This is a genomic window from Dactylosporangium sp. CA-139114 (assembly GCF_050955725.1).
Lineage (GTDB): Bacteria > Actinomycetota > Actinomycetes > Mycobacteriales > Micromonosporaceae > Dactylosporangium.
On sequence record NZ_CP192080.1, the window covers coordinates 7,312,189 to 7,333,626 of the forward strand.

Below are 21,438 nucleotides of genomic sequence, written 5' to 3' on the forward strand. Positions count from 1 at the left end.
TTACATGCGCAGCACCGCCGAGGCCCGCCGGGCCGTCCTCCTCGATCGCGCCGTCGCCGTCTTCGCACGCAACGGCTACCACGCCACGCCGGTCACGGCCGTCGCGGCTGCGGCCGGGATCTCGGAGGCCTACGCGCTGCGGCTCTTCTCCGGCAAGCTCGGGCTGTTCGTGGCCGCCGTCGAGGCGTGCTACGAACGCATCCTCACGACGCTGGAGACGGCGGCCGAGGAGGTGGCCGGCAAGAGCCCCGCACTGGTGCTCGAATACCTCGGCGACGCCTACGCCGAGCTCATCGCCGACAAGGACCTGCTCATGCTGCAGGTCCACGCGCAGAGCGTCAGCGACGTGCCGGAGGTCGGGGCCGTGGTCCGGTCCGGCTACCGGCGCCTGGTCGACTTCCTGCGCGTCCAGGGCGCACACGACGAGCAGATCCAGCGGTTCGTCGCCTACGGCCAGCTGTGCCACCTCATCGTCACCGCCGGGCTCGACACCGTGGACGAGCCCTGGGCGCACACGCTCACGTCCGGCATGCGGCACGTGCCGTAGCGCGCCCCACGGAGGACTGACCACCGGTGCCCCACGGAGCGCGGCGGCGGTCAGGCGTCCCATTTTTCTGCCCGTCCTTGTCAGTCAGTGCACACATACTTACTTCGGAAGGAACGCCATGCACGCCACCGAGATCGTCCTGCCCGGCATCGTCGAGCCCGCCGGCCTGCGGGTCCGCGACCGGGAGCTCCCAGCCCCGGGCGCCGGCCAGGCCCTCGTGCGCGTCGAGGCGAGCGGGGTGTCGTTCGCCGAGCAGCAGATGCGCCGCGGCAAGTACTACGACCAGCCCAAGTTCCCCTTCGTGCCCGGCTACGACCTGGTCGGCCGGGTCGAGCGGGTCGGGCCGGGCGTCGACGGCGCCCTCGCCGGCACCCGGGTCGCGGCCGTCACGAAGATCGGCGGCTGGGCCACCGCCGCGCTCGTCGACGCCGGTGACCTGGTGCCGGTGCCGGACGGCGTCGACCCCGCCGCCGCCGAGACGGTCGTGGTCAACGGGGTCACCGCCTGGCAGATGCTGCACCGCATGGCCCGGGTGCCCCGCGGCGGCACGATCCTCGTCCTCGGGGCCAACGGCGGGGTCGGCTCCACCCTCGTCCAGCTCGCCCGGCACGCCGGGATCCGGGTGGTCGGCACCGCCTCGCCGCGCCACCACGCCGCCGTGCGCGCGCTCGGGGCCGAGCCGATCGACTACCAGGACCCGCAGCTGCCCGCGAAGGCCCGCGCCCTGGCCCCGGACGGCTACGACGGCGTCTTCGACCACGTGGGCGGGCCGGGGATCCTCGAGTCCTGGCGGCTCGTGCGGCGGGGTGGGGCGCTGGTGTCCTACGGCAGCGCCGCCACCCGCGACGTCGCCGGAAACCCGAGGCTGCCCGTCCTGACCCTGTTCGGGCGGCTGCTGTGGTGGAACCTCGCGCCGAACGGGCGCCGGGCCGGCTTCTACAACCTGTGGGCCGGACGGCGCCGCCGGGCCGCGTTCCAGGCGCGGCTGCGCGAGGACCTCACGAACGTCTTCGCCCTGCTCGCCGCCGGGTCGCTGACCGCCCAGGTCGCCGCCCGCGTCCCCCTGCGCGAGGCCGCCGAGGCCGTGCGCCTGGCCGAGTCCGGCACCGTCGCCGGCAAGGTCGTCCTGATCCCCTGAACGCACCCCCTGAGCCGGATCCTCTGGGTCCGGCAGGACGGTCCCGGGCGCGGTGCGGTCGCGCCCGGGACTGCGCGCCGATCAACAGCGCCACCCCAGAGGGAGCTCGGCGGTCGCGATCACCCCCGCGATCGTCCGGCCGTCCGCGCTCATCGCGAACGCCCATGCGACCTCGCCGCCGGGCCCGCGCAGCTCGTCGACCGCGCCGTTGACCGCGACCCGGTGCGTGGTCGCGCCCGGCGTGTGGCCGACCACGAGGGGGCGCTAGGAAAGGTCGAAGGGATTGCGCAGCGCGGCCATGGAGCCGTCGGGGTGGCGCACCTCGAGCGGCGATGCGCCCGGGTCCAGCGCCAGGCCGGGTTCGCCGGCGATCCAGCTGTGCCCGGCGCGCAGCCCGGCGACGATCGCGGCGGGGGTCAGCGCCTCGGCCCGCACGACGGTGTGCGGCGTGCCGAGCTGCCCGGCGAGGTGGGCGTCGCTGCCGCCGATCGCGGGCTGGCGCCACCCGGCGTCGAGGCGGCGCTTCCACTCGGCGAGGGTGGCCTCGTTGTCGGCGTTCCAGGGCCGGTCGGAGGCCCACAGGCCGTTCCAGACCTCGACGCAGTCGAACTCCTCCCAGGGCCGGCGCATGGTGCCCGTCGGGTACGGCGCGAACGGGTGCGCCGCGATGCGCAGCCCGCCCTCGAGCTCCAGCCAGTGCCCGTCCGGGGTGGTGTGCTCCACGCCGCGCAGCACGAGCAGGTCCCCGGCGACGGCCAGGAACCGCTCGTACGTGTCGGTCGTGTTGTGCTCGGTGACGGCGATGAAGTCGAGCCCGGCGGCGCGCGCCTCGGCGACGACCTGCTCCGGCGTGAGCTCTCCCCCGGTGCTGCGCGCGGAGTGGACGTGGCAGTCGCCGCGGTACCAGGGCACCGTCTCGTGCCCGGGTCAGGCCAGGCGGGCCGGGAAGCCGCCGGTGGCCACCGGGCCCCAGCGGTCGATCGTGATGCGGATGAGGGACTTGCCCTGGTCGCGCATGGCCTGACGGTACTCGTCCCAGTCCGGGTGCTCGCCGGAGATGCAGCGGAAATACTCCACCAGCGGCTCCAGCGCCTCCGGCATGTCGATGACCTCGGCGGTGCCGTCGACCTGGACCCAGGCGTCGTTCCACTCGTCGGACAGGACCAGCACCGACACCCGCGGGTCGCGGCGCAGGTTCGCCGCCTTGGCCCGCTCCGGATACGTCGAAACGACGATGCGCCCCTGCGTGTCCACCCCGCACGTCACCGGCGAGGCCTGCGGGCGGCCGTCGGCGCGGGTGGTGATGACGATCGCGTGGTGGCGTGGGCTCAGGAACTCGACGAGCGCGGCCCGGTCGACGGTGTCGTTCGTCGCGATGTTGCGTGCCATGAGCCGACCGTACCCGGATCTGCCTCCTGAGCGGAAAGCATCCGGCTCCGAGCAGCCGCACAGGCGTGTCCTGTCCCGCCCGCGAAGTGGGCAGGACGGCACGACCCGGGCATGCCTCAGGCTGGAGCGCAGTCAGTCGATGCCTTCGACGATGCGGAAGTCGCGCTCGGCGCCGTCGGCGAGGGCGGCCCGGGCCTGCTGGTAGGCCGCACTCTCGTACGCCGCGACGGCCTGCTGGAAGCTGTCGAACTCGACCAGGACGGTGCGCTCGGCGATTCCGGCCTCATGCGCCACGACCCGAGTGCCACGGGCGAGGATCCGGCCGCCCCCGGCCTCGACGGCCGGACCGGCCAGATTGTTGTAAGTAGCCAGCTTCTCAGGGTCTGCGATGGTGCGGTAGGCGCAGACCCAGTAACCCTTGGGCATGAAACCTCCAATGCGGGGATGCGTGCATCCGACTTACGGGCTGGTCTCGGACGAGCGGCGGCGGGCGAGAGCGAGGCTCGTCAGCGTCGTGATCGCCATGGCGCCGATGCCGACCAGCGCCGCTGTGGTGTAGGCGCCGTCGTCGGGGAAGAGGTGGCCGGGGCCGGTGCCCGCGGCGAGGATCAGGCCGCCGACGGCGCTACCCAAAGCGTACCCGACGCTGCGGACGACGTAGTTGAAGCTCATGGCGCTGGACGTTTCACGCTCGGGGGTGACGGCCAGGATGACGCCGGGCATCGCGGCCGAGAAGCCGCCGACGCCGAAGCCGAGCACGCCCATCGCCGCGAACAGTTCGGCCAGGTTCGACCGGGCCGCCGCGAACAGGGCGAACCCGCCGCCGACCACGACGGCGCTGCCGGCCAGGAGCAGGGGGTCGGCGATCCGCGTCCGGACCCGCGGCGTGAGCTTGCCGGCGACGAACCCCAGCACCGAGAACGGGATGAGGACCAGCCCGGCGACGAAGGTCGTCAGCCCGAAGCCGTAGCCGGCGCCGGGCGGCGTCTGCGCGTACCGGGTGATGAGCGTGAGCAGGAGGTACATGCCGATCCCGCCGACGAACATGGCGAGGTTCGCCCCGGCAACCGCCGGGTGCCGCACCGCCCGCACGTCGACCAGGGGCGTCGCGCTGCGCAGCTCGATGACGGCCCAGACGCACAGCAGCACCACCGCGACGACGGCGAGGCCCGCCGCCACGGCGAGGTGCCGGCCCCACAGATGCCGTTCGCCGGCGAGGAACAGCACGAGGAGCAGCGCAGCGGCCAGGACGACCGCGCCCGCCACGTCCAGGTGGGCGGAGCGGCCTTCGGGGGCTTCGGGCATGCAGCGCCACGCGGTCAGGAGGGCGGCGGCGGTGACGACCAGGCCGAGGCCGTAGGCGGCCCGTACCCCGCCGAGCTCGGCGAGCAGCGCGGCCAGCGGGTAGCCGACGCCGGCCCCGATGACCGAGACCACCGAGAGCAGGGCGATCACGGCCCCGCTGCGCTCCTCGGGGAGGTGGTCCCGGGCCACGCCCATCATCAGCGCCGTCAGCCCGAGCCCGACGCCCTGGGCCGCCCGGCCGGCCAGCAGCCACGCGAACGGCAGCGGCAGCACGGTGAGCGCGCTGCCGGCGACGACGAGCGCCAGCGTGGCGAGGATCGTGGCCCGCCGGTGCGGGCCGGCTCCGAGCCGGCCCAGGACCGGCGTGGCGACGGCGCCGCTGAGCAGCGCGACGGTCAGCGTCCACTGCGCGCTGCCGAGCGAGACGTGCAACGAGGTCGCCACGCTGGTGATGAGCGGCGTCCCGAGGCTGGCGACGGCCGCCACGACCAGCGCGATGAACATCAGGGCGGGGACCAGCAGCCGCGCCTCGGAACGCACCGCCGGCAACGCCTTCACCGCGTCCCCGCCGACCGGCTGCCCGGTCACGCCTTCGGCCCTTCGCGGTCCCGGCTTTCGAGCTCTGCCAGATGCCGCAGCGCCGGAAGGGCCGCCACCAGCGCCTCGACCTCGTCGCCGGTGAGCTCGCCGATCAACCGCTCGAACGCCTCGACGCCCGCCTGGCGCCGCGTCCGGACATAGGCGGCGCCGGCTTCGGTCAGGCACACCAGGGTGACCCGCTTGTCGGACGCGTCGCCCCGACGCTCGACCAGGCCGGACTCCTCCATCACCCGGACCAGGACGGTCATCGCGGGCTGGGTAACGCCCTCGACGGCGGCCAGATCGGTGATGCGCCGCGGGCCGGTCCGGTCCAGGGTGGCCAGGGTGGCGGCGGACGTCAGGCTCATGTCCCGGGGCAGGCGTCTCACGGCCCTGGTGGCCAGGCCGTAGAGGGCCGCCCCGATGGCGGCGGACGCGCCAGGAGCGGTGTCGTGACGACTCATGCCCGAAGCATAGCGCTTTTATATTCAAATTTTATGGAAGTCGTCCTGGCGCGGGCGCTGCGCCTGACCGCGGACGCCGGGTCCGACGGCCCGGCACCTGATCCGGTGCCGGGCCGAGTTGCCGGGCGGAAGGGGGCTACAGCGGGCTGATCGCGCTCCAGGCGAGGCCGCCGGACTGGCTCGCCGAGTCCCAGCGCTGGGTCTCGGGGCCGAAGCCGGTGCCGGTCGACGTCAGCGTCCACTCCTTCGTGGCGGTCCCGCCGTAGTTGTAGAAGTGGCCGATGTCGAACTTGCCGTCGCCGTTGAAGTCGCCGCCGAAGAACTTCGTCTGGGCCACGTCGGACCAGCCGATGTTCTGCCCGGCGTGCACGGCCGTGGTGAGGCCCGGGCCGCTCCACGAGGTCACGTCCCAGTGCCCCGCGCCGGTGGTACCGCTGATCGCGATGAACTCCGCCTTGCCGTCGCCGTCGACGTCCCCGGTGAGGACCTTGCGGGTGTCGGGCAGGCACCAGCTGCCGGTGCCCGTCCAGGGCTTGCCGACGGCGCCGATCGCGGTGCCGGTGGAGGTGAGGTTCCACACGGCCGCGGTGCAGCCGCCGTAGTCGTAGAACGAGGCGATGTCGACCTTGCCGTCACCGTTGAAGTCCCCGGCCGCCGGCAGCATGCGGCTGGCGTCCCAGTTGCCGGCGCCGGTGTCCCACCAGACGGCCGGGGGGCTGAACCCGTTGCCGGTGGCGGTGAACACGAACAGCTTCGTCAGTGCCCCGTCGTAGCGGTAGAACGCGCCGATGTCGGCCTTGCCGTCGCCGGTGAAGTCGCCCGCGACGGCCTTGACCCGGTCGAAGCACCAGTTGCCGACGCCCGAGTCCCAGAGCGGCCCCGCCGACGGCACGTAGCCGTTGCCGTCCGACAGCCACCACGACAGCGACGTGTGGCAGGAGCCGCCCTCGTTGCGCAGCGCCGCCACATCGGCGCGGCCGTCGCCGTTGAAGTCCCCCGTCAGCGCCAGCAGGTTCGCCCGGTCGAAGGTGCCGGCCGCGTTGACGAACGGGACGGTGACGCCGTAGGGGGCCGCCGTGCCGGGCTTCGTGATGAAGGTGTTGATGGCGGTGGTACCGCCCGGCGCGTCGACGATCGCGACCACGTCCGCGGTGCCGTCACCGTTGGCGTCGTTCGCGACGTGCGTGGCCGGGTCGGCCGCGTTGGCCCGGAACTGCCGCGTGCCGGGGGCGTCGGCCGCGCTCGCCGCGACGGGTGAGCGGTTGCCGGCCGCGTCGAGCGCGACCACGCTCAGGAACGTCTTGGCCAGCCCGGAGGCCAGCGGTACGACGGGAATGCTCGCGGTGCCGTCGGCGGCGGCCGCCACGTACTGCGTCGGCATGCTCGGGTTGGCGACGGTCGTGACGCTGTAGCGGTAGCCGACGATGTCGGTGTCGCCGCCGCCGGGCGAGAGGGTCACCGTGGCCGTCCGGCCGACCTTGGTGCTCGCCGGCGGGTTGGCCGGGAACGCCGGCAGGTCGGTCGAGGCGATGAGCGGCTGGCTGGGCGTGCCGTTGTCGACGCCGAAGTGGCACCACGGCGAGTAGGCGCCGAGGTCCTGCCCGTCGTACCCGCGGACCCGCCACTGGAACGCGTGCCCGGGCGGCAGCGACCCGGAAGGCACGGCGGCGGTGAACGTGTGCGGCGCCGAGGGCAGCGACGGGAAGCCCGGGGTGTCCGGCAGGGTCGCCACCGGCGAACCGGCGGTCAGGTCCTGCCACTCGAACTTGGCGACGATCGTGTCGCCGCCACCGCCGGGGTTGACGTCGGGGTCCACCACGTCGGCCCGCAGGGTGACGCCGTTGGTGACGTTCATCCACGGCTGCCCGGCCGGGTCGCCGGTCCAGCAGCCGACGGTCTGCGACGTCCCGACCGCGCTCATGGTCGCCGGGTCGGGCGTGTTCGGCCGCCGGTTGTAGTTGACGATGAACGAGGTCGAGGCGGCCGAGAACTTCATCCACTGGCTGGAGGCGCCCTCGGTGTGGTTGATCAGGCTCAGTGTCACCCGGGACAGGCCTTGGTCGGCCCACGCCTGCGCCTGGCTGATGAAGGTGTTGTTGCCTTGGTTCTGGAAGCTGAGTTCCTTGTCCGGCTGCGGGTCGCCCGCGCATCCGCCACCCTCGCTCGGCTTGTGCGCATGCCCGGAGGCGGCGCTGAGCAGGACGTAAGGCACCGGGGTCCAGGCGGTCCGGCCGGTCACGTCGACGTCGGCGGTGCGCCACAGGTCGGCCTGGACGTCGGTGCACGAGGCCGTGTGCACGAGCGTGCTCTTGAAGCTGACCGCCTTGATGATGCTGCCGGCCATGGTGCTGTACGGGAACTCGAAATGCTCCCGCCAGTCACCGCCGGTGCCGTCGGGGTTGCGCCCGACCCGGGCCACGCCGCCGAGGTTCGAGTAGCTGAAGTTGGCCGAGTTCGAGTACGTCCACCGCTGGGAACCGCTGGACCACTGCGGGTCGATGTACACCGGCAGCGTGAGCGACGGGTCGGCGAGCCAGGCCGCGTCCGGGGTGAGTACCACGTCCCCGCCGGACAGCCCGAGCCCGACCTGGCTCAGCTTCGCCTCGCCGGAGGAGTCCCAGGCCGTCGCCGCGCCGGAGCGCAGCAGCGTGGCGCCGTCCCGCCCGACGACCTCGAGGTGGTCCCCGGCCGCTCGCACGGCCGGCCCCTTGGCCGCCATCGGGATGCTGCGCAGCTGCGGCGAGGCGAGCGCCGCACGGGTCTTCACCACGAACACGTAGGTGAACCCGTCGGCCAGCGCCTGCACCCTGAGGTCGACGCCCGCGAACACCTCCGGGTAGGTGGCGGTGTCCCCGGCGACCTGCGGGGCCGGCAGCGCCGCCGGCCACTCCAGCCGCCAGGCCCCGGCGTCGGTGGGTACCGACACCAGGGTGCGGTCTGCGCCGCCGGACAGCCGCGCGGTGGTCTGCGCGACCGCCGGTTCGAAGCCTCCGTCGGCCTGCTTGCGCAGCGTGGCGTCGAGGTCGGCCCACGAGCCGTCGGCCCGGCGCAGCCGCTTGGGCACGGCCGAGGACTCCAGCACCATGGAACCGTCGGCCTCGGCGAAGGTCTGCGAGCGCTCGGAGCGGCGGCCGAGCACCTCGATCCGCTTACGGCACCGCCTGGCCTCGGAGACCGCGCCGGCCTCGTCGGCCTTGGCCCGCGACGCCGCACATCCGGCGGGCGCCGCGGTGGCGGGCGCCGGCACGAACAGCGCCGCCCCGGCCGCCAGCAGCACCGGCATCAACATTCTGACTGACCTGTGCATATCGTCCTCAGCCCTCGGTGTTCCAGTGGAAAAGCCTGAAGGTGTACGAGACGCCGCCATCGACCGAGACGGGCGTGCCCGAGCCCATCGAGTACGCGACGCCGGTCTGGTCGGCGTGGATGCCGCCGCCCCAGGCGTGGGTGTAGGTGACGCCCCAGCCGCGCTTGCCCGAGACGCTCACGTCGACGTAGGTGAACGCGCCCAGCTGGTCCTTCACCTCGCCGTTGGCGAAGTACTGATTGGCGCCGACCGTCCAGCCCCTGCCGTTGCCGACGCCATGTCCGGCGCCGATCGTGAGGGTCACGGCGTAGTGGCCGTGGTTGTCTCCGAGCAGGCACAGCGACGCCGGGAAGACGGCGCTCATGGCGGCGGTGCCGGTCGAGATGCTCCCGCTCACGCATGGCCCGGTGGTCACCGAGACCGAGAGGTTCTGCAGGGCCCGGTGAGCCTCGGTCACGTTCTGGAGGAACTCGTAGGAGCAGATCTTCGGGTTGCACGCCTGTTTCATCTGCCACAGCGTGCTCACCGGGTCCGGGCCGTACTCCAGATCGGCCTCGGTCAGGTTCTCGTCCATCTTGCGGGCCAGCAGGTAGGGGTCGGCGCCACCGTCGAAGTCGACGTCGTTGATCTTGCGGGTGCCGTCGTAGTAGAAGGTCAGCGTCGTGCCGTGGGGGTACGTGATCTTCGCCTTGATGTCCTTGGGGTTGTGCTGGGGTGCCCCGCAGTTGTTCGCCGACATCGAGGGCCGGCACTCGTCCGAGCCCGAGGGGCAGTTGTTCGCCGAGCCCGACGGCTGGCAGGTGGGCCCGGGCGGGGGCGGCGTGCAGTACTCGCCGTCCTTGCCGCACGGCCCGTAGAACTCGGTGTCCGTCTTCAGGCCCGTCGGGTCGCTGGCGCTGACCGGCGTGTTGTTCGCATAGCCGTAGCCCTGCCAGCCCTGCGGGTCGCCCGGGCTGAACACGGGGTCGACCGAGATGAACCGGCCGACCGCCGGGTCGTACTCGCGAGCGCCGACATGGACCAGCTCGGAGGCGTCGTTGATCCCGCCGACGAAGCCGACGCTGGACGGCCACGCCGGGTTCGCGCCCCGCACGCCGCCGAACGGCGCGGTCCGCCGCACGGTCGCGGCCAGGTCCGACGCGCGGAAGGACAGCTGGGCGGTGCCGTGGTGGTCGGTGGTCTGCCAGGTCAGCCCGGCGGTGGTACGGGTCGCGACCGCGCCGGCCGCCGGGTGCGCGTAGGTGCGGGTGGCCTGCACCGACGAGCCCGCCAGCCGGTATTGCGCGCCGGACAGGTAGAGCGTCGTGGCGCCCTGCTCCTTGACCAGCAGGCGGTCGCCGCCCGCGCCGTAGACGTAGGTCGTCGTGGCCGTGCCCTGGGTGAGCGAGGCGAGCCGGCCGTCCGGGTTCCAGGTCATGCTCTGGTCGGTCTTGCCGGCCCGCACCCGGGTGACCTCGTTACCGGCGTTGTCGTACGTGTAGCTGCTGACCGCCGTCGAGCCGGCCTTCACCGACGACACGGCGTGCGGCCGGACGGCGGTCGCCCCGCTCGCCGGGTAGGCGTACGTGTTGTCGACGGTGGTCCCGCCGTGCACGATCTCGTGGCTGCGGTTGCCGGCCGTGTCGTAGCTGTAGGAGGTCCAGTACGGCTCGGGTCCGCCGAGCCCGGCGGTCGTCGGGTTGGTCGTGCAGTTGCCCGAGGCCGGGGTCCACGCCTCCGTCAGCCGGCGCAGCGAGTCGTAGCGGAAGCACTGGTTGTCGTCGGCGCCGGCGCCCCACTGGGCCGTCTTGTCGGCCACCGAGGTGACGTTGCCGGCGTCGTCGTAGGCGTAGTTGACGTCCGAGGCGACGATGTTGCTCGCGAAGTCGCCGAGGATCTGGTGCTGCTTGAGGCGGTTGGTGCCGCTCTCCCGGCTCCAGTACTGCAGGATGTTCTTGCCGCCGCCGTCGGTGAGGTTGAGATCGCCCAGCTGGCCGAGCTGGTCGTACTCGGCCTGCGTGACGTAGCTCGACAGGCCCGACATGGTGGTTGGCAGGCCGAGCGTGGTGTAGCCGAAGGTGAGCGTCTCGTCGGCGAGGCCGCCGAAGTCGGCGGTACCGGACTTGGCCGGCAGCGACGTGGTGTGCACGGTGCCGTCGGCGTTGTACGTGGTCGAGGTGACGTAGTCGCCGGCCAGCTGGGTGCCGGCCGCCGGCGGGATGGTCACCTTGGTGCCCGTCGGCCGGTAGTGCTCGTCGACGCTGGTGACCTGGGTGGTGTAGGCCCCGGTGTCCTCGTAGCGGGTCGAGCCGACGGCCTGGCCGCGGACCCAGGTATTGTCCGCGAGCCGGTCGTAGGTCCAGCCGGCCAGCTGGGTGCCGCCGGTGGTGTTCAGGAACTCGCCGGTGCGCCGGTTGAGCTCGTCGTAGGCGAAGGCGATCCGCACCGGCCGGGCGTCGGCCGCGGTGGCGACGTTGCCGGCGGCGTCGTAGGTGTAGGTGACCTGGCCCCGGTCGGGGCTGGTGTCGGTCAGCATCCGCCGCAGCTGGTCGTACGTCCACGTCCACACGTTGCCGGCCGGGTCCGTCGCCGAGGCCCGGTCGCCGGCCTTGGTGTAGGTGTAGGTGACGTCCTCGGAGGCGCCCGCGGCGATGTTGCCGCGGTACTGCTTGACCTTCGTCACCTGGCCGCGGGCGTCGGTGTAGGTGCTGGTGGCGGTGGCGCCCAGCGGGACGGTGACGTCGATGCGGTCACCGCCGTAGGTCGTGACGGTCTTCCACTTGTTCGCGGCCGCGACCTGGAACTGGGCGACGGTGGCGCGCCCGGCGCCGTCGTAGGTGACGATCGTCTGGCTCGGCACCGCGTTCTCGGCCGTGGGCGTCATGAGCGTCGTCGACGGCGCGGACGGGTCGTAGTAGGCGTCGCGGGTCTTGTAGGCCAGGCCGCGGGTGTCGTACAGCGACTCGGTGATGAGCCGCCCGCCGCCGTTGGCCGGCGTCTGCGTCTGCCGTCGGCGCAGCCAGCCGTCATACAGGTCGATCGTGGCGATGTAGCCGTTGCCGGCGTTGTCGAGCCGGGACGTGGTGATCGAGCTCGGCCCGCCGGTGTTGCGCACCTGGTATGCGAACGTCAGGTCCGCCGCCGCGGAGCCCTTGACGCGCCCGGGCAGCCAGACCGCGGTCATCCGCCCGAAGCCGTCGTAGGTGACGTCGGTGCGTTTGCCGTTGGGATCGATGACCGCGGTCGGCACCCCGTAGGCCGGGTCGACGTCCCGTTTGGTGACGAACGATTTCGGGTCGCTGACCTCGCTGTGCGTCACACCGGCGTCCAGGGCCGGGGTGTACGCCGTGGTGGTGGTGTGGTTCAGGGCGTCCGCGCTGGTGAGCACCCGGCCGTGCTCGTCGTAGGTGCTCACGTTCATCTGCTGATAGTTCGGGGTGGTGCCGGTCCACGACGCGACCTGCTCGACCCGGGTGGCGTCGCCCTTGCTGACGACCCCGTTGAAGGTCGCGGCGCCGTCGTAGAACGTCCGGGTGTCGGAGAGTACGTCGGCCGGGCGGCTCGGGGTCGCGGCGCAGCGCACCGACACCACCTCGACCCGGGCGGGGTAGGACTGCAGCAGCCCGCTCGCCGAGGTGGCGAAGGTGGTGCGGGTGCAGCGGTCGTCGGCGGTGGTCGACACGTCGCCCGCGTCGTCGACGGCGGCGATGCGCCCGGAGCGGTCGTTGACGTACGTGTTCGTGGTGCGGGTGACCCGGGGCGCGCGGCTGCCGTCCAGCGTCGTGGTCGTCGTCGTGACGGCGGTGCCGGTGAGCCGGGCGGTGAGCGTCACGTCGTTGAACGCCTGGGTGGCCGTCGGCCCGAAGACGTACGGGTCGGTCTTGGTCTTGCTCACCACCGCCGTGCTCGTGCCGAGGTAGGTGACCTGCTCGCGGGCCATGCCGGCCAGCCACTCCTCGTCGGCCCAGGTGCCGCCGTCGGAGTCGATGACGTTCGCCGTCCGGGTGCCGGTCGCGGTCTTGTCGCCGTTCATCCCGCGGAAGAACGTCGTGTCGGACTGCGAGCGGGTGGCGTCGGACGCGCCGCGGATCGTGCGGACGGTCTGGTAGCCGCGCCACACGTTCCAGGTGCGCAGGTTCGCCGGGGTGAGCGGGTTCGGGTTGTAGTGCCAGGCCGGGTCGCCGAGGTACTGGTAGCTGGTGACCTCGTCGCGCTCCTCGCCGCCGACGAGGTCCGCGCTGGCCACCGCCTCCACGCGGTACTTGTGGAAGTACTCGAGCTTGACCGTCGGGGAGTCGGAGGTCTTCCAGTTGACCGGGTAGCAGCGCAGCGTGTTCGTGTCCGGGGCGGCCGGCATGGTCACGTTCTTGACGCACTGCGGCGCGCTGTAGGTGAGCGAGAGCTGCCCGCCGGACTCGTTGACGAGCGAGCCGATGCGGTACCGGATGATGCCGTTGGTCGTACCGGTCATGTCGACCCGGTTGGACAGCTGGGTCGGGCTGAAGGTGGTGGCCGGCCGGCAGAGGTTGTCGTCCGCGGCGCAGACCCGCAGCGAGTTCAGCCAGAGGATCTTCTGGTTGCCGTCACCCGGGTTCTTGTACTCGTGGGTGAGCTGAACCTGCTGCACCCGCCGCCACGTCTTGGCGCCGGAGGCGACCTGGGTGGTGATGCTGGTGAGCTTCTTCGTGGTGAAGAACGTCGGCGCGTACATGCCCGCGCAGCCGCTGCCGGTGCAGATCCGGTCGACCGGCACGTCGGGCCAGTTGGCCGCGTTCGCGGTCGTGAGGGTGCAGGTGGCGCCGGGCGTGATGCAGCGCTCGGCCGTCCCGAACAGCACCCGGGCCGGTGCGGTGCCGGCGAAGACGTTGTCCACGCCGTTGACCCGGCGGGTGCCGTAGTCGATCTCGGTGACGTACCCGCCGCGGACGTAGCTCACGACGTCACTGTTGGTGCGGTTCTTGGCGTACTGGTTCATCTCACGCGCGTAGAAGTACGACGACGAGTTGCCGTGCGGATCGACGACGTAGTCGAGGTTCCACCGGTACGCCTGCTGCGCGCAGACCGATGCCGCGAACCCGGCGGCGGAGTTGCACGGCTCGCCGGTGTTGTTGCCGTAGACCGGCTCGTAGAACACCGACTGGGTCTCGGGGTTGCCGCTCTGCCAGCCGGGCAGCCGGTTGAGGCCGAAGTAGTACTCGGTGCCGTCGGTGGTGGTGACCCGCCAGTACTCGCCGTCGTTGTCGCCGTTGTTCCTCGACATGTCGTTGAGGCGTTCGACCTTCGAACCGTCGTCGTCCTGCGGCCGCCAGGTCTGCGAGCCCGAGTCGTACACCAGCGTGCTGGAGCGGCCGTTGAGCGACAGGGTGGCGTTGTCACCGGCCCAGCACAGGTCGCCGAGCAGCGAGGACTGGCCGTCGTCGGCGCAGCCGCGGTAGCCGCGCTCGATCGAGCCCGGCTGGTAGCCGAAGCCCTCCCCGACCCAGGACGGCTGGCTGTTGGCGGCGGCGGTGAAGCCGTCCACGCCCTGCGCCGAGTAGCCGAGTGTCACCTTCGGCGCCGGACCGCCGAGACTCGGCGGCAACGAGACGGGGTAGGACCAGGCGAAGTCGCCGGTGCTGCCGCCCGCGCTCCAGCTGTCGGACGCCTTGAGGTCGGTGGCCCGGTAGTCGCCGCCGTCGGAGGACGCCCCGGCCGCGAGCGCGACGAAGGTGCCCTGGCCCGCCTGCGGCGCGAACTCCGACGTCGACGCGGTCCGCGCGACCGGCGTGCCGGCGGCGGGCACGGTCGCGGTGATGGTCAGGCTCGCGGTGTCGTTGGTGTATTCGAGCGGGGTGGCTGCGCAGCCCGGCGCGTCCGGGGTACTGACGCCACAGGCCGGCACCTGCTCCAGCCGCAGCCGGCGGAACCAGTCGGCGCCGTAGGCGTCCTTGAAGCCCTTGTAGCCGACGGACAGCGACACCGCGCCCGGCGCCGCCGACCCGTCGGCCCGGCTCACCTCGAGCAGCACGTCCCGCCCGCCGCGCCGCGCGACCGCGCGGTCGAGCACCGACACGTGCACGCTCGCCGGCGACGCCGCGGCGCCCTCACCGGCCAGCCGGTTCTCCCGCCCGATGCCCGGGCCGGGCCGCACACCCACCGCGGCGTTCCTGGCCCAGGCGATGCCCGCCCCCGCGGCGGGCACGTCGAGGCGCAGGGTACCGGCGGCCGGCCAGGCCACGGCCGGTGCGGCGGTGACGGCCGGGACGGTGTCCGCCTTCGCCGGGCGCGCGGCTGCGGCGCGGACCGGCGTCGCCGCCATCCCTCCGGGCTTGTCCGGCCGTCCGGGCGGCCCGGCGAAGGCCGGCCCGACGAGTGCGGTGGACGCGGTGATGGCGGGTACTAGAAAACAGAGGGTGACGCGCAGGGCACGCCGAACCCGGGACATGGGCATAAGCCACCTCACAGCTGAGGAAATGAGGGCACGCGGCAGCGCAAGCCGGGCCTACGGAGCGTCACGCTCCAAGGCAAGGCCTGATGAACCTGAAGGCAGGCGGATGCGTCAGAAGGCGTTATGGAACAAGCGAATACGCAAAGCGCCACAGAACGGCGTGCGGCATCGGCGACTCCCCGTTTGTCGACCGTATGTAACCGCAAGGAATATACGATCCAGCGATATTCGTTTCAATAGACGAACGGCATCATTACATTCCGTGAGTCAACCCAACCTATTCGACCAGGTCGATGGCGTCCTACGACTACTCTGCGCAGGCGGAGCGGGCAACGCGGCGGGTGGGTCCGTTCGTCATCCCGCCGGACCGCAGATGGCGGCTCGCGCGGCGGCGCAGATCGCCCGCGCGGCCGGCACGCGTGACCTGCCTGTGCTGTCGGACAGGCCGGGTCGTAGCAGCGGCACCAGGGTCGCGTCGGGGGTCTGACGGGGTCAGGGCGCGTTCTCGATCTGCGGCAACGGCTCGCGCTGGGCCAGCCACAGCGGCGGAATCCCGGCCCGGCCCGTGTACGCGGCCACGATCCCGCCCACGATCGCGCCCGTGGTGTCGACGTCGCCGCCGGCCTCGACACACGCCCGGATCGCCGCCGGATAGTCGTCGAGCCGGGTCGCGGCCACCCACAGCGCGAACGGCACCGTGTCCTGCGCGAGCACCTGCGAGCCGTTGCCGAGCTCGTAGGCCGCCTCGGCGACGCTCGCCCCGAGCAGCCGCCGCGCCCGGCGCACGCCGGTGAGGACGCCGCCGTCGACGAGGTACCCGGCCACGGCGTCGAGCAGCTCCCGCGGCTCGGGCCGGTTGCGCACGAGCCGGGCCCATCCCGCCTCGGCGGCCGCGACGGCGACGGCGACCGCGCCGAGGATCCCCTCGGCGTGCGCGTGCGTGACCTCGGCCGAGCGCATCGCCTCCAGCGCCGCCGTGCGCGCGTCCCCGGCGTGCAGCGCCCCGAGCGGCGCGACCCGCATCGCCGCCCCGTTGCCCATCGAGCCCTGGCCGCCGAACGCGTCCCGGGCCACGTCCCGCCACGGCTCGCCCTCGCGGATGCGGCGCAGGATCACCACGGCGCCGCCGCCGTAGCCGCGGTAGGGCTCGAACCGCTCGGCGAAGGCCCGCGCCAGGCGGTCCTGGTCGACGGCGCCGCCCTGGATCAGCTGCGCCGCGAGCACGCTCGCCATCTCGGTGTCGTCGGTCCACGGCCACGATCCCGCGGGGGCCGTGCCGTCGAGGAGGTCGTCGAAGGTCGTACCGGGAACGAAGAACTGCGCCCCGAGGGCGTCCCCCACACTCAGCCCGTCCAGGCTGTCACGCAAGCATCCGAAGTCGGTCATCGGGAGAATTGTCGTACCCGGCGGCTAGGGTCGGCCACGTGAGCGTCGTTCAGGAGTTCCGGTATCTCGCCCCCTCGACCGCGGGCGCCGCGGGGGTGGCGCTGCAGACCAGCGGCGGGCCCTGCGCCAACCCGCGCTTCTTCTCCGGCTTCCTGACCACGCCGCCCGCGGCCGCCGCCGGCCTGCTCGCCGTCGCCGACGTCGCCCGCACCCGCTACCACCAGCCCCGGGACCCGGCCAGCCTCGACCCGGTCGTCACCGGCAGCGCCGACCGGCTGCGCTTCGAGTCGTTCTCCGGCTGCTGCGGCGTCTACGCCCGCCTCGACATCCTCCCGCCCGGCCTCGACGGCGAGGTCCTCGGCCACGGCACCACCAACGTCGACGTCAACCCGCCGCTGCGCGAGGCCCTCGCCCGCATCGCCGGCCTCGACCCGCTGCACCTGTCCGTCGGCCCCGACGCCCTCACCGCCTCGACCCTCGGCGGCACCATCGTGGAGAAGAAGGTGCCGCTCCCGGCCCGCTGGCTGCGCGGCTTCGCCGAGGTCCAGGTGCTCTGCGCCGGCTTCGACCTGCGCGCCGAGCTGCCCGCGGCCGAGGCGGGCGCGTTCCTGCGCCGCCTGCCCGGCGCCGGCGACCGCTCGGCCCTGTGGGCGGTCCCGGCCGGACGCTCGCTGCGCCTGACCTCCCGCCCGGCCCCGGGCGCGGTCTGCCTGGCCGGCGCCGGACGGCTCGCCGCGCTGCGGCCGCTGCTGCGCCACGGTGACAGCCTCCGCGTCTACGGCCCGCCGGTCGCGGCCGGCTCCCCGCCCGTGGCCAGCGCCTGGGAGCTGCGCACGAGCGCACTGCGCCTGACCCTGACCCTCTCGCCGGAGGTCCACCGCGGCTTCTCCGGCGAGGGCGCCGCCCTGACGTCCCTGGCCGCCGACGAGGTCACCGACGACGCCGAGCTCGTCGGCGCCCTCCTCGGCTGGGACCCGGCCATCGACGTGGCCGCCCTGGCTGATGCTGCCGCGCTGGACCCCCGCCGCGTCCGGGCCGCCCTGGCCCAGCTCGGCACCGCGGGCCGGGTCGGTTACGACGTCGCCGAGGCCGCGTATTTCCACCGCGTGATGCCCTACGACGCGGCCCGGGCCGAGCGCGACAACCCGCGCCTGGTCGGCGCCCGCACGCTGGCCGAGTCCGGCGCCGTCACCTTCGACAACCCGGCTTCCGCCGAGGGCGTCACGGCCGCGACGGTGCGCAGCGGCACCGAGACCTACCGCGTCCGGGTCCTGGGCGACGGCACCACGACCTGCACCTGCCCCTGGTGGGGCAGGCACCGCGGCACCCGCGGCCCCTGCAAGCACGCCCTCGCCGTCACCATCGCCGGGAGCGGCACCGGGAGCAGGGCGTGATCGACCTCGACCTGATCGCCGGCGGCAAGGCCGACGAGGTGGCCGCGGCCGTCGCGGCGCTGGACGAGGCCGGCCGCTCCGCCGCGTTCAAGGCCCTGGAGGCGCACGTCAAGCGCCGCTCGGGCGCCCCCTGGCGCGGCGCCGCGCACACCGCCGTGGCCGTCGCCACGGTCGGCACCGCCCCGTCGGCCGCGGCCGCCGCCCGCATCCTGCGCCGCCGCGACTTCTCCCCCGTCCCGACCACCGCCGCCGCGGTCGTGGCCACGGCCCGCGCCCGCGGCATCACCTGGCTGCCCGATCTCGCCGCCCGGCTGAGCAACCGCGCCGACGAGGACCTGTGGGACGGCACGTGGGACTTCGTCGCCGCGCTGCTGACCGCCACCGGCGCCCCCGCCCCGCCCGACGACTGGTTCGTGCTCGGCTGGCTGCTGGACGTGGGCTACCCGCGCAAGGACCGCCTGCGCTCGGTCCCGATCGCCGAGCGCCTGCGCGCCGACCCCTTCCTGGACGACATCGTCCCGCGCCTGTTCACCACCGACGGCGCCGGCGAGCGCCTGCTGGTGTGGGAGGTGCACGGCCGGCCCGGCGGCGCCCTCGCGCTCGTCGAGGCCCTGGCCGAACTGGCGTCGGAGGGCCGCCTGGACCGCGCCGTCGTGCTGATGGCGACGCTCTCGCGGCTCCTGCGCGGCACCGACCGCCGCCCGGCCACCCGCGCCTACCTGGCCCTGCTGACCGCCCTGGCCCCGGCCCCGGCGGAGGTGGCCGGCCGCGCCGGGGACTACCTGCGCCTGCTCTCCGACGCCCCGGCCCCGGTGGCGACGGCCGCCCAGAAGTCCCTGCGCACCGTCGGCGACCTCGACCTGGACGCGGTCCTGGAGTCCTCCCGGGCCGTCCTGCGCCGCCCCGACAAGGCCCTGGTCCGCGCCCAGCTCACGTGGCTGGAGCAGCTGATCCGCCGCCACCCGGACCGCAGGGCCGACATCGCCGCGGCCCTGACCGAGGCGCTCGACCACCCGGCGATCGAGCTGCGCGAGCGCGCCGCCGCGCTGCTGGCCAAGCACGCCCCGGCGGCGGCCCCGGCCGCGTCGCCCATCCCGGCCGCCCCGCCCGCCCGGGGCGACGACCTCCCGCCGCCCCCACCGCCGGTCCCCGCCCCGCCGCCCATCACCGACCCCGACGAACTGGCCGAGGAGGTGGCCGCCTTCTGCAGCGGCCGCCCGTTCAGCGCGCTGCTGCCCATGGAGCGCATCCTCGACGGCACCGTCCGGCTGGCCGCCGCCGGCCGCCCGGCCCTCGCCGCCGCCCTGCGGCCGGTGCTGGAGCGCCACCGCGAGGGCATGGGCGAGCACCGCTGGGACCCCAACTGCCTGTGCGGTGCCTTCACCGGGGTCCTCCAGGCCGCCGTCGACCCGCACGGGCAGCCGGCCCCCCGCAGCGGCTGGGCCGCGACCCTGACCGCCGCCCGCCGGTTCCTGTCGCTGGGCGAGGCGGCACCGGACCGCCGCGTCTCGCCCCCGCAGCGCCTCCTGCGCGCCCGGCTGGCCGAGATCGGCCTGCACCTCCACGCGGGGACCCTCCCGGGCGACGGCCTGCTGAGCGCCCCGGGGTGGACGAGCGGCGCCCTGGACACCGCCGTGCTCATCGACCGCCTCGCCGCCCGCGCCGCCCACGAGCCGCCGGACCGGGAGTCCCCCGGCCGCGACCCGTGGCCCTGGGACCTCGCCCAGGCGATGCTGCGCCTGCCACCCGGCCCCGACCCGGCCGCGGCCGCCCGGGCCGAGGCGCTCGGCACCGCGTCCGGCGCACGCCTCGCGGCGTGGCTGCGCGGCGGCGGCCTGCCGGCCCCGCAGTGGCGGGTCGACGTGCGGCCCCGGCCGCCCCAGAAGCACAAGTACGACCACTCCCACGACGGGTTCCCCGCCCTGCGCGTCGAGGTCACGACGTCGCCGGCCGGGTCGGACGGCGGCGACGAGACGTTCGGCCTGCTCGGCGCGCCGCCGCCCGCGTTCCTGCCCGGCCGCCACGGCTGGCCCGTGCTCTGGCCCGGCGTCCTGCCCCGCCACCGGGGCCTCGTCGCCGCCTTCGCCCTGCCGGCCACGGCCGCGGCCGCCGACATGGACGAGCGCGGCGGCGGCATGATCCTGCCCCTGCTGGCCGAGACCGAGGGCGACGGCGGGCCGGCGCTCGCGATCGCCGTCGCCTACGCCCTCGCCGCCCGGCACGAGCCCGACCGTCTGGCCGCCGTGGACGCCCTGCTGCTGCTGGCCGCCGGCGACGCCTTCGACGCCGAGACGGCCGGGCACCACCTCGGGCTGCTGGCGGCCGGCGGCGCGGTGACCGTGAACCGGACCATCCAGCCGCTGCGCGACGCGGCCGCCGCCGGGGCGCCGCGCACCGTGTTCCGGCTCCTGGCCGCGGCCCTGCCGGCGCTGCTGGCGGCCGAGCCTCCGCCGCGCGGGACACCGGACCTGCTGACGCTGGCCGCGGAGACGGCGGCCGCGGCTGCGGATGCGACCGCGCAGATCGAGGGCCTGCGCGAGCTGGCCGCCCGGAAGGGATCGTCTCGCCTGGTCACGGAGGCCCGGCGGCTGGCCGGCGCCCTGCCGTGAGCCCGGCGCGGCCCGAAGCGACCACGAGGGCGCGGCACGGGGTATGACCGGCCGCGCCCGGGTCGGCGTTCTGCGGCGCTCGTGTTCGGGGCGTTGCCGCGGTGCGGCTCGGGCGCCGGGAAATTCTGGGCGGCCTTCGGCGAGTCCTCGCACGCTCGTCGCCGTGGTGGCCGCTGTCGGTGTTGCTCACGGGCCGGTGGCACCGCGACAAGCGGTGCGGGTCGGCCGGCTCCGGACCGGACCGACATCCGGCCGGAACCCGGCCGACGTGGTCATGCTCCGGGGCCGGGTGCGCACACGAACCGTCACCCCTACCCCATGTCGAACCTGCGGACATGCCGATGTCCGTGCGCCTGCGAGGCGCGGCGGCCCGACCGGGTTGCCGTGCCATGACCTACAGGGTGGATGCGCGCCCCGCGTCGTCGAGGAGCAGCTGCAGCCGATCCCGGCAGCGCAGCAACAGCCCGGTGATCTCATCGAAGGTCGCCGCGTTGACCGTGCTGTTGTCGAACCACATCGCCCGCACCGCGGCCTGACTCTGCGCCAAGTACGATCCCGCGGCGTCGACCAGTCCGATGAACTCGTCCCTGTTCCGCGGCGGCGCGAACTGGACCGACCCGCGCGCGGCGCGCAACGGCTCCCCGGCAACAGCGAACACCGCGGCCTGGTCGCCGCCCGCCTGATCAGCTCCGATCCACGCCAGGACATACTCGAGCTCGGTCGCGGCCAGCGTCAGCCTGCCGACTGCCAGAACCGCTTCATCGGTGACCCGCCGCATCCCGCAACCGTATCGGAGACGCGCCCGGCGGGTGCACACTCATCGCCGCGATCCGTGGGCGACTCGCGTCCGACGCGCGCCACATCGGCTGCAACGACGCTCCTCCAGGGGCCAAGAACCATGATCGGGTGAGCGA

Annotated in this window: 14 protein-coding genes; 4 read left to right on the forward strand and 10 right to left on the reverse strand. The window is 73.8% G+C overall.

What is annotated here, in order from left to right:
• Window positions 1-4: 4 nt before the first annotated feature.
• Window positions 5-547, forward strand: coding sequence for a TetR/AcrR family transcriptional regulator (locus ACQP2P_RS32555; protein WP_433607349.1), 543 nt, complete (start codon window positions 5-7; stop codon window positions 545-547).
• Window positions 548-665: 118 nt separating this feature from the next.
• Complete coding sequence (locus tag ACQP2P_RS32560; RefSeq protein ID WP_433607351.1) at window positions 666-1,685, forward strand: medium chain dehydrogenase/reductase family protein; 1,020 nt, start codon at window positions 666-668, stop codon at window positions 1,683-1,685.
• A gap of 81 nt (window positions 1,686-1,766) precedes the next feature.
• Here the strand turns inward: ACQP2P_RS32560 and ACQP2P_RS32565 are convergent, their stop codons facing one another.
• From ACQP2P_RS32565 to ACQP2P_RS32605, 9 genes are all read right to left on the reverse strand, one after another.
• On the reverse strand, window positions 1,767-1,940 hold the full coding sequence (locus ACQP2P_RS32565; protein ID WP_433607353.1) for a hypothetical protein: 174 nt from the start codon (window positions 1,938-1,940) through the stop codon (window positions 1,767-1,769).
• A 9-nt stretch (window positions 1,941-1,949) separates the two neighbouring features.
• Window positions 1,950-2,597, reverse strand: a complete 648-nt coding sequence (locus ACQP2P_RS32570) for a PHP-associated domain-containing protein (RefSeq protein ID WP_433607355.1) — start codon at window positions 2,595-2,597, stop codon at window positions 1,950-1,952.
• 15 nt (window positions 2,598-2,612) lie between these two features.
• On the reverse strand, window positions 2,613-3,074 hold the full coding sequence (locus tag ACQP2P_RS32575; protein ID WP_433607357.1) for a PPOX class F420-dependent oxidoreductase: 462 nt from the start codon (window positions 3,072-3,074) through the stop codon (window positions 2,613-2,615).
• A 132-nt stretch (window positions 3,075-3,206) separates the two neighbouring features.
• Window positions 3,207-3,500: a DUF1330 domain-containing protein gene (locus tag ACQP2P_RS32580; RefSeq protein ID WP_433607359.1), complete on the reverse strand. Its 294-nt coding sequence runs from the start codon at window positions 3,498-3,500 to the stop codon at window positions 3,207-3,209.
• A gap of 33 nt (window positions 3,501-3,533) precedes the next feature.
• Window positions 3,534-4,967 carry an MFS transporter gene (locus ACQP2P_RS32585; RefSeq protein ID WP_433607361.1) on the reverse strand — a complete coding sequence of 478 codons (1,434 nt, stop codon included), beginning with the start codon at window positions 4,965-4,967 and terminating at the stop codon, window positions 3,534-3,536.
• Window positions 4,964-5,422, reverse strand: coding sequence for a MarR family winged helix-turn-helix transcriptional regulator (locus ACQP2P_RS32590; RefSeq protein WP_433607363.1), 459 nt, complete (start codon window positions 5,420-5,422; stop codon window positions 4,964-4,966). The genes ACQP2P_RS32585 and ACQP2P_RS32590 overlap by 4 nt, the downstream gene beginning before the upstream one ends.
• A gap of 136 nt (window positions 5,423-5,558) precedes the next feature.
• A complete protein-coding gene (locus ACQP2P_RS32595; RefSeq protein ID WP_433607365.1) occupies window positions 5,559-8,711 on the reverse strand; it encodes an FG-GAP repeat domain-containing protein in 3,153 nt (1,050 codons plus the stop codon).
• A gap of 25 nt (window positions 8,712-8,736) precedes the next feature.
• Window positions 8,737-15,006 (reverse strand): RHS repeat domain-containing protein, encoded by a 6,270-nt coding sequence (locus ACQP2P_RS32600; protein ID WP_433607367.1) that lies wholly within the window; start codon window positions 15,004-15,006, stop codon window positions 8,737-8,739.
• 621 nt (window positions 15,007-15,627) lie between these two features.
• Window positions 15,628-16,521, reverse strand: a complete 894-nt coding sequence (locus ACQP2P_RS32605) for an ADP-ribosylglycohydrolase family protein (protein ID WP_433607369.1) — start codon at window positions 16,519-16,521, stop codon at window positions 15,628-15,630.
• A 38-nt stretch (window positions 16,522-16,559) separates the two neighbouring features.
• On the opposite strand from ACQP2P_RS32605, the gene ACQP2P_RS32610 reads away from it, so the two are divergent.
• Together ACQP2P_RS32610 and ACQP2P_RS32615 are read left to right on the forward strand one after the other, a co-directional pair.
• Window positions 16,560-17,915 carry an SWIM zinc finger family protein gene (locus ACQP2P_RS32610; protein ID WP_433607371.1) on the forward strand — a complete coding sequence of 452 codons (1,356 nt, stop codon included), beginning with the start codon at window positions 16,560-16,562 and terminating at the stop codon, window positions 17,913-17,915.
• Window positions 17,912-20,524, forward strand: coding sequence for a DUF6493 family protein (locus ACQP2P_RS32615; RefSeq protein ID WP_433607373.1), 2,613 nt, complete (start codon window positions 17,912-17,914; stop codon window positions 20,522-20,524). Before ACQP2P_RS32610 ends, ACQP2P_RS32615 begins: the two co-directional genes overlap by 4 nt.
• Before the next feature lie 394 nt (window positions 20,525-20,918).
• Here ACQP2P_RS32615 and ACQP2P_RS32620 read toward each other — a convergent pair whose 3' ends face one another.
• Window positions 20,919-21,302 carry a hypothetical protein gene (locus ACQP2P_RS32620; RefSeq protein WP_433607375.1) on the reverse strand — a complete coding sequence of 128 codons (384 nt, stop codon included), beginning with the start codon at window positions 21,300-21,302 and terminating at the stop codon, window positions 20,919-20,921.
• Between the last annotated feature and the right edge of the window lie 136 nt (window positions 21,303-21,438).

What these genes read in the sequence shown, in the direction of transcription:
- ACQP2P_RS32555 (WP_433607349.1), top strand. Translation starts at nt 5, where the DNA reads ATGCGCAGCACCGCCGAGGCCCGCCGGGCCGTCCTCCTCGATCGCGCC.
- ACQP2P_RS32560 (WP_433607351.1), top strand. Translation starts at nt 666, where the DNA reads ATGCACGCCACCGAGATCGTCCTGCCCGGCATCGTCGAGCCCGCCGGC.
- ACQP2P_RS32575 (WP_433607357.1), bottom strand. Translation starts at nt 3,074, where the DNA reads ATGGCACGCAACATCGCGACGAACGACACCGTCGACCGGGCCGCGCTC.
- ACQP2P_RS32580 (WP_433607359.1), bottom strand. Translation starts at nt 3,500, where the DNA reads ATGCCCAAGGGTTACTGGGTCTGCGCCTACCGCACCATCGCAGACCCT.
- ACQP2P_RS32590 (WP_433607363.1), bottom strand. Translation starts at nt 5,422, where the DNA reads ATGAGTCGTCACGACACCGCTCCTGGCGCGTCCGCCGCCATCGGGGCG.
- ACQP2P_RS32595 (WP_433607365.1), bottom strand. Translation starts at nt 8,711, where the DNA reads ATGTTGATGCCGGTGCTGCTGGCGGCCGGGGCGGCGCTGTTCGTGCCG.
- ACQP2P_RS32600 (WP_433607367.1), bottom strand. Translation starts at nt 15,006, where the DNA reads ATGGCGGCGACGCCGGTCCGCGCCGCAGCCGCGCGCCCGGCGAAGGCG.
- ACQP2P_RS32605 (WP_433607369.1), bottom strand. Translation starts at nt 16,521, where the DNA reads ATGACCGACTTCGGATGCTTGCGTGACAGCCTGGACGGGCTGAGTGTG.
- ACQP2P_RS32620 (WP_433607375.1), bottom strand. Translation starts at nt 21,302, where the DNA reads ATGCGGCGGGTCACCGATGAAGCGGTTCTGGCAGTCGGCAGGCTGACG.